Below are 15,188 nucleotides of genomic sequence, written 5' to 3'. Positions count from 1 at the left end.
GATATGGAAATAGAGCTTAATTTAGCTAACAAAAAAGGATTTGAATGGAAAACATTAACTAATGATGGACAAAAATTTTTTTATAAGAGTATTGCCAATTATACTTGGACTGAATTAGAAAATGAAACTTCTGAAGCTTTTGTTGTAATAAAGGTTACTCCTAATAAAGTATGCATAAAATCTGATGTATTTAGAACAATTCCTATTTTTTATAAAATCGATAATAATAAAGTTATTATTTCGGATGTTATAGATAATCTCCTTGAAAAAGATGAGTCTGAAATAGACTCTAATATGAGAAATATATATATTAATGCTGGATTTTCCCCGCGATACAGTACTCTATTTGAAAATGTTTTTCAAACAAGGGCAAGTGAAACTGTAACTTTTGATATTAGAAATGCTACTGTAAGTCATCTGGCTGATAATATTAATTATAACGTAGATATTAGAGCGAATGACTTAGATTTTTTGTTATTTAAAAATATATCTCAATCTATTTCAGATAAAATGTATAGGGATTTGAATGATTACACTATATATTTACCTTTAAGTGATGGTTATGATTCCTTATTCATAGCATGCTTATTGAAAATGAATTCTTTTGAAAATGTTAAGTGTTTTTCTTACGGTAAATCCTCTAGCGAAGTAGCTAAAAAATCTAAAAACATAGCCGATAAGTTGGGATTTGAATGGGAATTTTATAATTATGAGAGAGAAGATTGGAAAAAACTCCGAAATTCAGATATTTTTTCTGATTACTTGAATTATGCAGGACAGGGAACTAATTTTGTCCACTTTCAAGATTTTTTAGCAGTTATGAAAATATCTGAAAAACTAAGTTTAAAAGAAAGAATGAATTCTATTTTTTTGCCTGGACATACTGGGACTATTGGTGGAGGAAATTTAGATTCAAAAAAGATTGAAAATATTATAACATCAAATGAACTTACAGACTTTATCATAAAAAAAGACTTTAATTTACAAAACAATGAAATTTGCAAAGAGTATGTAAGAGATATCGTAAAAGATGAATTTAAGGACAAAACAATAAGTTTAGATAATATAACTGATTTTCTTCAAATCTGGGATATTAAAGAGAGACAGTCTAAAGTGATTATTAACTCACTTAGAATATATGAATTTTTTGAAATGAAATGGTATCTTCCTTTACAAGATAAATTTTTAGTAAGAAGTCTGTATAATTTAGAAACTTCTGATAAGTTAAATAAAAAAAGATATAAGGAACTTATTTCACAGTTAGCTAATGAATTTGAAATTTTTATTTCAACAAAGGAGTCTGAGAAATCTAAATTTAAAAGTTTACTCAAGAAAAAATTATTACGTCCTTATCAATATGTGTATTTTAAATTAGAGATAATCAACCATCAATTTGAATGGTTTGGTTTGTTTAAATCTAGAGAGATTTTATATTATCTTTTTAAGAATGGAAGAGGTTTTCCTGCGATAATTAGCAAGGTTTATGTGGATTTTTTGGAGAGTAAATATGAAAAAAATAAAAAATAGTATTATTACATTAATGAAAACAGGTTTTTTTCATATATTTACAGGAAATATTCTAATTAAGGCAGTCAGTTTTATATCTAGTTTTTTAGTTGTAAGAATTCTCACTAAAGACGAATATGCCTATTTTGCTTATGCAGATAATTTATACGCGTATATTATTCTTTTTTCCGGAATTAGTTTGTCTCCTGCTTTTTTAAAAATTAGCTCAGAGTATGGAGATAGGCAGATAGCAAAATCACTATTTTATTTTTGTTCAAGACTAGGTTCTTTAATTCAAATTATACTAACTGTATTTTTAGTTTTATATGCGTTTTTTGGAAATTTAACATTTGAAGGTTCTAAATTATTAATAATTGCTTTATTTGTAACTCCTTGTTTAGATTTTTTGTTACAAATGATTCAATCCTACAATAGATTTTCTTTAAGAAATGATATTTTTGCAAAAACCGCAGTCTTAAACGCCGTAATACTATCTGTACTAACTATTTTTTTAGTTTATTTTATCGGAATTTTAGGGTTACCACTAGCTAGAATAATCGCTTATATAATATCTATTTTATGGGGATGGAAACATTCTGATATTGATGAGTTACCGAATCTTTCAATAGATAAAATTTACAGAAAAAAAACAATCTATTTAGGTATATCTATAACGATTGCTACTATATTTTCATCTATAATGCCATTAAATGAAATTTTCCTTGTAAATATATTACTAAAAGATGCAGTGATTACTGCCAATTTTAAAGCAGCATCACTTTTGCCAAGTCAATTGCTCATTATTACAAATTCTGTAATTCTGTTTGTATTTCCATTATTGTCAAAAAAGGCTAGTAATAAATTTCGGTTTAATCTTATCTTAAAATATTCATTTTTAAATTTTATAATTGTAATGCTACTAGGATTGATTGGGATTATTTTGACTCCTTTAATAGTGAATTTTATGTATGGTGTGAATTACAGTGACGCTATTCCATTGTCGTACATGCTTTGGATTGTAAGAATTGTTAATACTGGAATTAGAATGGTTCCTATGAACATGTTGCCAGCGATAGGAAAAGAAAAATTTAGTGCATATTTTTCTGTTGTAACATGTGTAGTACATTTTGTACTAGATTATTATTTTATTTTAAGTTTTGGTATTTACGGTATAGCATATGCCTCTATTTTTGTATATGTTATTTCAGCAATTACGTATTGGATTGTATTAAAGAAATGGAGTGGAAAAGATGATTAATGTTATTGGCCTTGGATACATCGGATTACCAACAGCTCTAATGTTAGCTGCGAATGGAAATGAGGTTATAGGTACAGATTATAACATGGAGTTATTAAGTTCTTTGAAACGTGGTGAACTGACCTTCGAAGAGTCAGGGCTAGAAGAATTATTTAAAAATGCTTTAGACAAAGGAATAAAGTTTGGGTCTGAATATTCTTCTTCTAATTTTTATATCATTACTGTACCTACCCCATATGATAAAGTAGATAAGAAAATTGACGCATCATACGTTATTGCTGCCACTAAACAAGTTTTAGAGGTATGCCAAAAAGGAACGATTCTAGTAATTGAATCGACAATTTCACCAGGAACTATTGACCGATTCGTAAGGCCATTGATAAGAGAAGCTGGGCTTGTTTTAGGTGAAGATCTTCATTTGGTTCATGCTCCTGAAAGGATTCTTCCTGGGCAAATGATTAAGGAATTACAGTTTAACTCAAGAACTATCGGTGCAGATAGTCCAGAAATTGCTCAAAGAGTTAAAGATGTGTATTCTTCATTCTGTGAAGGAGAAATTGTCTGTACGGATATTCGTACTGCAGAAATGACAAAGGTCGTAGAAAATACGTTTAGAGCAATTAACATTGCTTTTGCAAATGAGCTTACAAAAATCTCTCGCCATGATGATTTAGATGTACATGAAATTATTAGGATTTCCAATATGCATCCTCGAGTCAATATTTTAAGTCCTGGACCTGGTGTAGGGGGACATTGTATTCCAGTAGATCCTTGGTTCTTAGTTGGAGATTATCCCCGACTGACTAAGTTAATTTCCGCAGCTTTAGAAATTAATGAATCTATGCCAGATCTTGTACTTGATAGAATTAGAGAAATTATGAATGAAAATGGAATTACTGAACGTAATAAAGTCGGCATTTATGGGGTAACTTATAAACAAGATGTAGATGATATCCGTGAAAGTCCAACACTACAGCTCTTTGATCATATGAAAAATCACTTTGCTGAACCTTTTAAATTTTTTGATCCTATGATTCATAATAAAATTATGGAAAATCAAATTATGGACTTCGATGAATTTTTGGGTGAGTCCGAATTGATTGTTCTTATGGTAGAGCACAGTCATCTTAAAGATAATCTATTTAAGTTAGAAGGTAAGTGTATTTTGGATACTCATAATCTTATTGATGACGCATATAAATTGTAGGAGAATAACATGAAAAAGATAAAAGTAATGACTGTATTTGGAACTCGACCTGAAGCAATCAAAATGGCACCTTTAGTTAAGGCTGCTGAGGAAGACACTAGATTTGAATCAATTGTAGTGGTAACTGCACAACATCGACAAATGTTGGATCAGGTTTTAGAAGTGTTTGATATTATTCCAGATTATGATTTAAATATTATGAAAGATGGTCAGACTTTAATTGATATTACTAGTCATGTAATCCGAGAGTTAGATACAGTTATCAAAGATGCGCACCCTGATATTATGCTGGTTCACGGAGATACAACTACGACTTTTGCAGCGTCGGTGACTGGTTTTTATCATAAAATTAAAATTGGTCATGTCGAAGCGGGGTTAAGAACGTGGAATAAGTATTCCCCATTTCCTGAAGAAATGAATCGTCAAATGACTGATATATTGGCTGATCTTTATTTTGCTCCAACTGTTCAAAGTAAAGAAAACCTTCTCTTGGAGAATCATTCTTCAAAGAATATATATATTACCGGGAATACGGCAATTGATGCTATGAATTACACAGTTAAAGATGATTATGAAAATGATTTGTTGAAAGAATTTAAGGATAAAAAAATTCTTCTTGTCACTATGCATCGTAGAGAGAATATGGGAAAGCCTATGGTTGATGTTTTCCGAGCAATAAATAAACTAGTGTTAGGAAATTCTGAAATAGCAGTTATTTTTCCAATCCATAAAAATCCTAAAGTACGTCAATTAGCAAAAGATACATTAATTGATTCACCCCAGATTAAAGTAATTGAACCTTTAGACGTTGTTGACTTTCAAAATATATTAAATCATAGCTATTTAATTCTTTCAGATTCTGGTGGTGTCCAAGAAGAAGCTCCATCTCTAGGTGTTCCAGTTCTTGTCTTGAGGGATTCTACAGAACGTCCTGAAGGTATCGATGCAGGTACATTAAAGCTTGTTGGAACTGATGAAAATACTGTATTTGATGTTGCAACTGAATTATTAAAAGACGACATTGTCTATAGTAAAATGGCACAGGCTAATAATCCTTATGGCGATGGTAAAGCCAGTCAACGCATACTTGATGCAATAGTGTATGAGTTTTCTGAGAAGAATTCAACTCGACCTGTAGATTTTAGTAATTAAATTTATCAAGTAAATTTGATTTATCCATCAAATTTACTTGATTGAATGTATGGTTTCTTCGACTATGGATTTGGTGGAGATAAAGTTACCTAAAACAATTAAGTACGATCCAGCTAAACATATTGTGGCTCTTTGTCAGTAAGTCTAATGGTAATAATTCAAGTTGAAGATTGAGAATATTTTTATTGTGTAACCTGTTTTGAAGCGCACTTAACTAGCCCCGGCCAAAATCAAATTTTTTCGGGGTATTTCAAGGGTTTGCGTCAATAACAGAATGTTATTTATTTATCACGCCCCTTGGTGGCGTGTAGAGTTGATGGTTACGTAGTAGCGTATCCACCAAATGCGTAAATTTTCTTGCGGTTAAGACGAGTGCTCGTTTGTGTTTATGTTTTGGGACCTCTTTACATTTGCTTTGATAAAAAGCTTTATATTCAGGAAGATAATTTTTTGCAGAGTTGTCAGCTTCAACTAAGTAGTATCTAAAATAGCGATTCCCTTGTTTTGTCAGAGGTGTATTTTGTGACTGATAGTTACCAGATTGTTTGACATTCCAACATAAGCCTGCATATTTTGCCAATTTTGTTTGATCTTAAAATCGTTCGATTTGACCGATTTCAGCGATTAATCCAGTGGCGTACATCTTTCCGATACCTAGAACACTGGTCAAACATTGATATTCTGGAATAACGACAACTAATTGCTCGATTGCTTTATCCAAGTCTTTGATGTTCTTTTCAAGTGCACGAATTTCACGTACAAGAACACTTAGAACGACATTGATGGATTCTTGTGCAAGACTATCTAAACGAAAACTCATGGTAATTGCACGTTGAATCGCTTTGGCATTTTTTTCTAGATCTTTAAAGCGATCTTTTCCTTTTCCTTGTAATAAGTCACAGAAGGCTTCCAAAGGAAGCACAGCCGATTCATCTAGTGTGAAGTCTTCTGTCATAAGAGTAATGAGAGTGGCACTAAAGAGACTTGTCGATTCGTCGCGCATTTCTCGAGCAAGTGTATTGCTTTTTTTAGCTCTGCATCTTCATGGAAAAACATCGAAGGATGAAAGCTGTACATGGTCGTTGATTCCATCCCATTAACGATTTGATCGAAGTGATAGTTTTCATTGAACTCAAAAATCAATTCTCGTGTTAATGAAGCCCCTTCAATGTCATTAGCAACAGATAGTTATACTATCTCTTTTTCTATCTTTTTTTACAAAGAAGTGTTGGTAGAAAATCCATAGATTTTCCACCAACACTAAATACTGTAGAGCCTTTTTAAATCTAATGCAGTTGAGAACAATCAAATCAATTATTGTTCTCAACTGCATTCTTGATTTTAAATTTGAAATTGGAGTCATTACATCTCAAACTTCCGCCAATCAAACAAATAAATCACCCCAATTGCTTTAAACGTCAAATAGATAAAATGACCATAATTGTGGCCAATCAGATGTAATGCATCAGCGGAAGCTCCTTTATTCGACCAAAGGGTAAAACCTAATATAATGGCTAAGATCAGCAGACCTTTTCCTAATGCAAAGACAATTGTTTTTGCAGGGAGGGGTCTTTTTTTTGTGAGGAAAAAGCCGCATAAAAGGACAAAGTTAACTAATAACAAAAAATGTGCAGCAGCTGTCCATATGGTCATTGTCCCTGTAGGTGTTAAGAAGTCGGTGAAAACGCAAGCGACGACTGCAGTCAAATTGAGCAAGTATAGAGGAAGGCGGAAGGTTGGTTTCTTCTCCTCACTCATTCTTTCTGGTTCGTCTGCTAATTGTTCTGGTTTTAGTAGTGACTCTAAATCGATTTGATAGAGATCACTTAATTTGATCAATGTATCGATGTCTGGGGTACTTCGATTGTTTTCCCAATTGGAGATCGTCTGTCTGGTAACAAATAATTTTTCGGAAACTTCTTGTTGGGTGAGTCCTAATTTCAAGCGACTCTCTTTTATTTTTTCAGCTATAGTCATTTCAATGCTCCTTCTGACATATCCTATCACAAAGCGGTTCAAAGAAACAATTGTAAAGCTCGATTTAACGAAAAAATGCACAAGTCATTTTCTTTGTTCTTATAAGATTAAATTAAGATGAGCTTCATTTAGATATTCCTAAAGAATTTCCTGAAATTGCTCGATTTTTTTCACTGAATCCTTCACCTGTAATAAGTAACAATTGTCATATATGAAGTGATAAATGTTCAAAGATAGCACATATTCAGAGTAGAAGATAGTCTTACTCGAATCATTCAAAAAAAGAAAGCCACAATTAAGTAAAAAATAGTTTCCTTTTTTGAAAAAGGAATCATTGATAAAACAAGGATGCCAAGAAGCTTTGCGCTGATTTGCACGGGATTTGCTTGAAGAAAAGGGTGGTTGGATTATAAAATTCCGAAGAGGTGATGTAGTGCAATGATAAGTGAATAAGATATACATATGCTCAACGGAATTTCATGTGCCCGCATAAAAAACTTTTGTCAGGAGTGGATGATACGTCAAATAAAAAAAAATTGTAAATTAAAAATTAATAAATTATAATGATTTTTAGGCGTAAAAATAGGTTGGGAAAAAAATTTTTTATTTTGAAAAAGAAGGTTAAGGTGAAAGTTTGTGAAAAATAAGTTTAAATATATTCTATCTTTAATAATCTTACTAAGTGCTGCGGTGGTAACGCCAGCATTTCAGGTAATGGCGGAAAACCAAATGTTTTCAGAGTCTCAGCAGGGGGATCAGGAAGAAGTGAATGCTGTGCAATCTGATGATATGAATGCTTCTGCGGATGCTGGACAAGCTACCTCTCAAGTAGAAAATGCTACGCAGACAACAACGACCTCATCGAGTGTGGATGCTAAGAACGAGCAAACACAAGCAAGTAGTGACAGTGAAGAAGCCATTAATGGATCAGAAAATAAAGAAGAATCTGCTGCAAGTACTGTAGATAAGGTCCCTTCATCTGTTAATGCTTCAGCTGCAAGAGCTGTCAATGGGCAACTGACGGTTCAAGTGTTAGATGGTAATTCAAACCAACCGATCCAAGGAGCTTATTTCACATTGACCTCTTCAACATCAGGTGAGGTGACATTGTTAGTCACGGACAGTTCAGGAAAGGTTACAATTCAACTTCCTTCAGGTGGCTATTTTATTAAGCAAGTTGGTACCACGAATCAAAGACTAAACTATGCATTCACATCGGTTGGAAATTCCATCACCTTGCAACCAGGGGAAACGAAAACACTTGAACTTTACGAGCGTTTAATTGCGGGTGAGTATGCTTTTGGAGATAGTCCTGATACGATTCATATTCCTGTAAACAGCACATTTGATTTCTCAACCAAAGCATTAGGGATTGAGGCGTTTAAACTAAATTTTAGCGGCAATATAGAAAAAAGCATTTCTGACTCGCAAATCTATCCTTACTACACCAATGTTGACCCAAGCAAGCCAGGTTCCTATGTAGCAATTTTTATGGCTAGACAAGCCTCATATAGTGTATATACAACCCATGTAGTGAATGTCATTGTTGATCCGGAGCAGGTGGGAGAGGTAACTGTCAGATATCTTGATACTCAAGGGCAAGAAATCCATGAAACGAAGACTTTATCTGGTACCATTGGTGCTTCATATGATGCTAGTACGGATGAGTATAAGCTATCAATTGACGGTTACACCCTAGACGAAAGCCAATTACCAGAAAATAGTAAAGGCGTATTTAGTGAAACAGCACAAACCATCACTTACATCTACACAAAAAATCCGATACCAGCAGCGGATATAACGGTTGAGTACGTAGATACAGAAGGTAACGAAATACACCCTAGCCAAACGATCAGTGGAAACGTAGGCGACACTTTCGATGCTAGTACAGATCAATATAAACTATCGATCGATGGCTATACATTGGATGAAAGCCAGTTGCCAGAAAATCTTAAAGGTGTGTTTAGTGAAACCGCGCAAACAGTCACCTATGTGTATACAAAGAATCCGATACCAGCAGCGGATGTAACGGTCGAGTATGAGGATACAGAAGGCAACGAAATTCATCCTTCACAAACGATTAGTGGAAACGTAGGCGACCCATACGATGCTAGCACAGAAAAATATCAACTAGCAATCGAAGACTACACATTGGATGAAAGCCAATTGCCAGAAAATAGTAAAGGTGTCTTTAGTGAAACCGCGCAAACAGTCACCTATGTGTATACAAAGAATCCGATCCCTGCAGCGGATGTAACGGTCGAGTATGTGGATACAGAAGGCAACGAAATTCACGCTAGCCAAACGATCAGTGGAAACGTAGGCGACTCTTATGATGCTAGTACAGAAAAATATCAACTAAAAATCGAAGGCTACACTTTAGACGAAAGCCAGTTGCCAGAAGATCTTAAAGGTGTCTTTTGTGAAACCGCGCAAACAGTCACCTATGTGTATACAAAGAATCCGATACCAGCAGCGGATGTCAAAGTCGAGTACGTAGATACAGAAGGTAAAGAAATTCACGCTTCACAAACAATTAGTGGAAACGTAGGCGACCCATACGATGCTAGCACAGAACAATATCAATTAAAAATCGAAGGCTACACAATGGATGAAAGCCAATTACCAGAAAACAGTATGGGTGTATTTAACGAAACCGCACAAACCGTCACCTATATCTACACAAAAAATCCTTTACCAGCAGCTGATATAGTAGTGGAATACGTGGACTTAGAAGGCAACGAAATTCACGCTGCTAATAAAATTAGTGGGAATGTGGGTGATCCATACGATGCCAGTACGGAACAATATCAATTAACGATCAAAGGCTACACTTTAGACGAAAGCCAATTACCAGAAAACCTTAAAGGTGTGTTTAGCGAAACAGCGCAAACAGTCACCTACATCTACACGAAAAATCCGATACCAGCAGCGGATATAACAGTAAAATACGTTGATACAGAGGGCAATGAAATTCATGACTCCCAAACCATTAGCGGAAGTATAGGTGATTCATACGATGCCAGCACACTTCAATATAAAGTAACGATTGAAGGCTATACTCTAGATGAAACCCAATTGCCAGAAAATAGTAAAGGTATTTTTAGCGAAATAGCGCAAACAGTCACCTACATCTACACCAAAAATCCCGTACCAGCAGCGGATGTAACAGTGGAGTATGTAGATACAGAAGGCAAAGAAATCCACTCTTCACAAACGATCAGTGGAAACATAGGTGATTCATATGATGCCAACACAGAACAATATCAATTATCGATCGATGGCTATACACTAGATGAAAGCCAATTACCAGAAAATCTAAAAGGAGTATTTGGCGAAACAGCGCAAACAGTCACCTACATCTACACAAAAAGTCCGGTACCAGCAGCGGATGTAACGGTGGAGTATGTAGACACAGAAGGTAACGAAATTCATGCTTCCCAAATCCTATCAGGAAATGTAGGCGAACCTTACGATGCTAGCACAGAGAAATACCAAATATCAATCAACGACTACGTCTTAGATCGAAGTCGTTTGCCACAAAATGCGAAAGGAACATTCGGCAAGCTGGGGGCAACTGTGACGTACGTTTATACAAAAGAACAAGCTGCAACAGTTGATAATTCTGATAATAAAGAAAAAGCTCCTGCCCAAACTATTGTTTCGAAAAAAAGCGCTTCTGCACAAAGATTGCCGCAAACCGATGAGCAGGGGACGTTGTTCCCATTTGTAGTTGGTTTGTGCTTTATCGCCACGGCAAGCTGGCTTTATTTTAAAAAGCGAAAGTAACAATTGATTAAATCATCGGGGAAAGGCGTTACTGACTAAAAAAAGGACAGCTGCGATTCAGCTGTCCTTTTTGTTGCTTATTTACCTAAAAATGAAATGAACCCAAGGGAATCATAAAGAAAATGGCAGATCCAGCTGACCCATACGCTATTGGATTTTTTCCAAACGTAGTTGAGTGCCAATCTGGCAGGCATCAAGGTGATCAATAATTGTGCTGGATGAAAACCGTACGCTGGGATGTGCCACAAAGCGAATAGCACACTGCAAATGACGGAAGACCAGAAGAAAGAGAGTCCTTTTTTCTGTAAAGCCAACAAGAGATTGGTGCTAAGCAATTCTTCCCCCATGAGCATGAAGGGTACTTGTAAAAAGACCATTTGGACGGTGATAGTCTCGCTGATCGAGTTTGTTGTGGGTTGTCCAAAAATAGCGGCATAAATAAAGGAAAAGAACACACCAGTCAAAATGACGAAAGGCACACCCCATAATAAAACAATGAAACGAAAATGCTTGAATTGTTCCAAAAAGGTCCTTCGTAAGAGAAAGTATCCTGCACCAAATGCCAAAATCACATTCCATACAGTACCAATGATGGATAAAACGGAATCGCTTAGGGGTGTATAGGGAAGCATTTGATAGGTTAAACCGATGACTAATGTAAGAATAAATAAATACATTGCTGACTTGTGTTTCATTTTGAACACATCCTTTAAAGTAATTGCCACACGCTGAATTATAAACAGAAAAAACATCAAAGTACAAAAAGATATCTCTCATTATTTTTAAACGAAAATAAAAAGGAGTGAATACGATATCATGGCTGACAGGCTTGCTTTTATTAGCATCAGAATAAAAGATTTCTAAGAACAATTCTCAAAAATGGTGAACAAAAAGAGAAGTTTATAAGAATCTCTGTAACACTGTTGAAATAATATTACGCTTATGTTACATTTTGTTTACGTTATTATGTTTAGGGAGAATGTTTATGAAGAAATCAAGCAATTATTCAAATAATTCACAACATAAAGAAGCGACGTCTGAAAAACAAGCACCTTTTTCAAGGGTCGAATCACATCAAAAGCAAACAACGGGAACGGCAAGACGCACGCAAACCACCAATCGTCAAGTTTCTAAAAAGAAGCCAACCCATCGCAAGTATCTCTTTTCTTTGATGACGTTGCTGACAATTGTCATTATCGCCACTGGCGGCTATATTGCTTTTACGTTGAAGCAGCAAGAAGCATTGGCACGGGAAAAATATGAGGCTGCTGCTGAAAAGTTATTGGCATCGATTCAAGAAGAACAAGCCAAAGAGGGAATCCCAGCAAAACTCGAAACGCTATCCGATGGGGACAAAAAAGAATTGATTTTCCGGCCAAAAGAGGAGAATGCGATCCCTGTCAAAGATGCAAGCAAGAAATTGTCGACCATGGCGAACAAATTATGCAAAAAACACACCGACAAAGAGACAGTTACCGTTGCTCGGATTGAAGCACAAGCAGTCGCATCGAAAGTGTCAACCTATTCTTTAAAAGCGGACAGCTATGTTTGGAATCGGGAAACCGGTCGCTTTGAAGATGCGGATAGCGTGGTTGCCGATCCAATTTTTATTTCTGAGAAAACTGGCAATGAATTATCCTTGAAGGACTTGGTTCCAGACGAGGGAAGCTTGCTAGGGATCCAGCAAGTCATTCAGCAAAAGATTTTAGACCAAGCCAAGGAACCAGATAAAGTCATTGATGCGGTCTTGGCGATGGATCGAATCACCTATGAGTCGAAATTTACGTATGATCCTGAAAAAGTAACGATCCAGTTGCCGCAAAATCAAACTGGCGTATCTGAGATCACGTTGGCGTACAAAGAGATTGCACCCTTTATTGATCCGGAACTTGTTAATGCGGACCAATTGAAAGAGCAACAACCGACATTGGACGAAAACAAAAAATATGTTGCATTGACTTTCGATGATGGACCAAATGATACCTCGACATTGGATCTCTTAAAAATCTTGAAAGACAATAATGTGAAGGCAACGTTTTTTGAATTAGGCCAAATGGTGGATCAGTATCCTGAAGTATCGAAAAAAATCCATGAAGAAGGGCATGAAATTGCCAGTCACTCGTATTCACACCCGCAATTAAATACGTTGTCGCCGGAGGATGTCAAAGCGGAAATAACTAAGACCGACAAAGCGATCTATCAGGCAACTGGGGTCTTGCCTAAGAATTTGCGTCCACCGTATGGGGCGATCGACCAACAAAGCGCCCAAGCAGCAGGAAAAGCGATCATTCAATGGAGTGTCGATACCGAGGATTGGAAGCTAAAAGATCCGAATAAGATTCTAAAGGTCGTACAAAACAATGTCTACGATGGATCGATTATTTTGCTTCATGATATTCATCCGAAATCCGTTCAAGCTGTACCAGGTATTATCCAAACGCTGAAAGCGCAAGGCTATGAATTTGTGACGGTGGATCAGTTGTTAAATAGTAAACAAAAACCAATGTATCAATATTTTGGTGAAACAGATGAACGTAGCGTTAGCTAATAGCTGAAAAAGGAAGTGATGATCGCTATCACTTCCTTTTTTTATTAAACGAACACTGCAGTTGCCGCTTTATCACTCGTCTGAGGCAAATACCTGGAGGTAGTCTTCATCCAGCAGTAAAGCAAAGTCATCAGCAAGGGCTTCTTGATCCAGTTCTCGCATGAGAGCTAGCATTTTTGTGGTTATCGTTTGCCCCGCTTTTTGATTGCCGGTTCTTAAGAGCAACACGCCTTGGAAAAATTTGCAGACGGTTTGGTGAAAAAACTCTTTGTAGTCTGTCGCCAAAAGTTTCAATTGGACAACGAGAACTTCCGTTGCATCGTATTGCTGGTGCTTTAGTGTGTATTCAATCAAATTGATCAGCAAGGCGCAGTAAATTTCACGACCTTTTTCCATATCGATATAGTACTCGAGCATCTTGGATACTTTTTTGAAAAAGAGGAAATTATACTCGTTGTCCAAAAGGTCGATGGTGTTGGCGAATAACTGGATTTCTTGCAACGTCCAGCTTTCAACATCAATGAGGTAGGAAATAATCGTTTGACGATCACATTCCAAAACAGCTCTTTTCCGATAGACGCCATGCTCTGCCAAGCATTGCAGCATGCGAATTCGCGAGCGAACCTCTGCAATACGGACATTGTTTAGTCTGCTAGTGGTTTGCTGCAGTTCCTGTAATAGCTTTTGTAAATTTGGCAGATCGTGTTTGTTTGAATACTGATTGTACCGATGATTATAGCTATTTTGCTCATCCAGACGATAGCCATTCGCGATATAGAGAAATTCATCGATATCCATTGAGAGATTTTCTAAGATTTGCAAGAGTAAGTTGGTAGCAATCTGATGCTTGCCTTTTTCAAATTCAATTGCATAGGATTTTGAAATAATTGTGCCATAGACTTCTTTTTGGGTGAAGCCTTTTTTCAATCGGATTTGTCTGATCGTTTCGCCATACATAAGAACCCCTCCGCTCTCATTGCTTTAATGAAATTGTGTCTCCTCATTATAGTAAAACAAGCCCAGTGTAGGAATCAAAAAGGTCTTATATTTCAGACTTTCTTGATTTAATGAAAGAAATTGATTGGTAAACTTAGTGATAGAGGATCCTCAGAGAGGATAATAGAAAAGCGTGAGAACATTCGATTCTCACGCTTTTTTTTAGACGAAACTAAGTCAGATCAATACAAGAATCATTACTAGCCAATGCATCGTTTTTTTGCTCCTTAAATGGTATTAGAAGAAGACGATTGGGCAGCTGCGTTTCCTTCTGACTAACAAGTATAAGTAAAAAGAATCCAATAAATGGTTAAGTCCAAAATGTAAGACCAAAAAGATACTGAGGAATTCTCAGGGAAGAAAAAAGTGGGATATGGCGACTGAAGAAATTCTATTTCATAATGGTTTAGACTCGATTTTAATGGGGAGTTTTCATTCTTTTTTCATAGAACTTTCTGTGAACGTTTCGATTCTTTTTTTCGCTACTAAGAGTTATTTTGAAGGATATCGTGAAAAATCGGGTGATATTTTTTTGTTTTTTTATTTGTAGAGGTAAAAAACGAAGGTGAAATCAAGAAAAAACACAATCGTCGTTTTTCTCTAAATAAATGCATAAGTATACAAATGTAATCGTATTCATTTTATTGATTAAATATAAAAAAAGGAATGGTTGAATGACAAAAAAATAGATTTTTTTATCGTAACAGCCTGATTTATAAGATAAATATAAATAATTTGTGCTTGTTTATTAAATA

9 protein-coding genes and 1 pseudogene are annotated in these 15,188 nt (G+C 35.6%); 6 read left to right on the top strand and 4 right to left on the bottom strand.

The window, feature by feature from the left end; genetic code table 11:
• Positions 1 to 3 precede the first annotated feature (3 nt).
• The 4 genes from IGI78_RS10520 to wecB are packed head-to-tail and all read left to right on the top strand — an operon-like array spanning position 4 to position 5,123.
• Positions 4 to 1,527, top strand: coding sequence for a hypothetical protein (locus IGI78_RS10520; protein WP_195264898.1), 1,524 nt, complete (start codon positions 4 to 6; stop codon positions 1,525 to 1,527).
• The gene (locus IGI78_RS10515) at positions 1,508 to 2,764 is read left to right on the top strand and encodes a polysaccharide biosynthesis C-terminal domain-containing protein (protein ID WP_195264900.1); all 1,257 of its coding nucleotides are present in this window, start codon (positions 1,508 to 1,510) and stop codon (positions 2,762 to 2,764) included. Before IGI78_RS10520 ends, IGI78_RS10515 begins: the two co-directional genes overlap by 20 nt.
• A complete protein-coding gene (locus IGI78_RS10510; RefSeq protein ID WP_195264903.1) occupies positions 2,757 to 3,971 on the top strand; it encodes a nucleotide sugar dehydrogenase in 1,215 nt (404 codons plus the stop codon). Before IGI78_RS10515 ends, IGI78_RS10510 begins: the two co-directional genes overlap by 8 nt.
• 9 nt (positions 3,972 to 3,980) lie before the next feature.
• A complete protein-coding gene (gene wecB, locus IGI78_RS10505) occupies positions 3,981 to 5,123 on the top strand; it encodes a non-hydrolyzing UDP-N-acetylglucosamine 2-epimerase (protein ID WP_195264905.1) in 1,143 nt (380 codons plus the stop codon).
• A gap of 277 nt (positions 5,124 to 5,400) precedes the next feature.
• Here wecB and IGI78_RS10500 read toward each other — a convergent pair.
• Together IGI78_RS10500 and IGI78_RS10495 are read right to left on the bottom strand one after the other, a co-directional pair.
• Positions 5,401 to 6,308 (bottom strand): annotated as a pseudogene (locus IGI78_RS10500) (transposase); the annotation flags it as partial.
• A 177-nt stretch (positions 6,309 to 6,485) separates the two neighbouring features.
• Positions 6,486 to 7,100, bottom strand: a complete 615-nt coding sequence (locus tag IGI78_RS10495) for a helix-turn-helix domain-containing protein (protein WP_195264907.1) — start codon at positions 7,098 to 7,100, stop codon at positions 6,486 to 6,488.
• A 636-nt stretch (positions 7,101 to 7,736) separates the two neighbouring features.
• On the opposite strand from IGI78_RS10495, the gene IGI78_RS10490 reads away from it, so the two are divergent.
• Entirely contained in the window at positions 7,737 to 10,889 is a 3,153-nt protein-coding gene (locus IGI78_RS10490) for a MucBP domain-containing protein (RefSeq protein WP_195264909.1), read from the top strand.
• A 77-nt stretch (positions 10,890 to 10,966) separates the two neighbouring features.
• Here the strand turns inward: IGI78_RS10490 and IGI78_RS10485 are convergent, their stop codons facing one another.
• Positions 10,967 to 11,641 carry a CPBP family intramembrane glutamic endopeptidase gene (locus IGI78_RS10485; protein ID WP_195264911.1) on the bottom strand — a complete coding sequence of 225 codons (675 nt, stop codon included), beginning with the start codon at positions 11,639 to 11,641 and terminating at the stop codon, positions 10,967 to 10,969.
• 233 nt (positions 11,642 to 11,874) lie between these two features.
• Here IGI78_RS10485 and IGI78_RS10480 point away from each other — a divergent pair, with 233 nt between their 5' ends.
• Positions 11,875 to 13,437, top strand: coding sequence for a polysaccharide deacetylase family protein (locus IGI78_RS10480; protein WP_195264913.1), 1,563 nt, complete (start codon positions 11,875 to 11,877; stop codon positions 13,435 to 13,437).
• Between the two features lie 72 nt (positions 13,438 to 13,509).
• Here the strand turns inward: IGI78_RS10480 and IGI78_RS10475 are convergent, their stop codons facing one another.
• Entirely contained in the window at positions 13,510 to 14,394 is an 885-nt protein-coding gene (locus IGI78_RS10475; RefSeq protein ID WP_195264915.1) for an Rgg/GadR/MutR family transcriptional regulator, read from the bottom strand.
• Positions 14,395 to 15,188 lie beyond the last annotated feature (794 nt).

It is taken from the genome of Enterococcus sp. DIV1767 (assembly GCF_050542585.1).
Classification (GTDB): domain Bacteria; phylum Bacillota; class Bacilli; order Lactobacillales; family Enterococcaceae; genus Enterococcus_D; species Enterococcus_D innesii.
The sequence above is the reverse complement of the archived record's forward strand: the minus strand, read 5'-3'. Positions and strand labels throughout refer to the sequence as shown.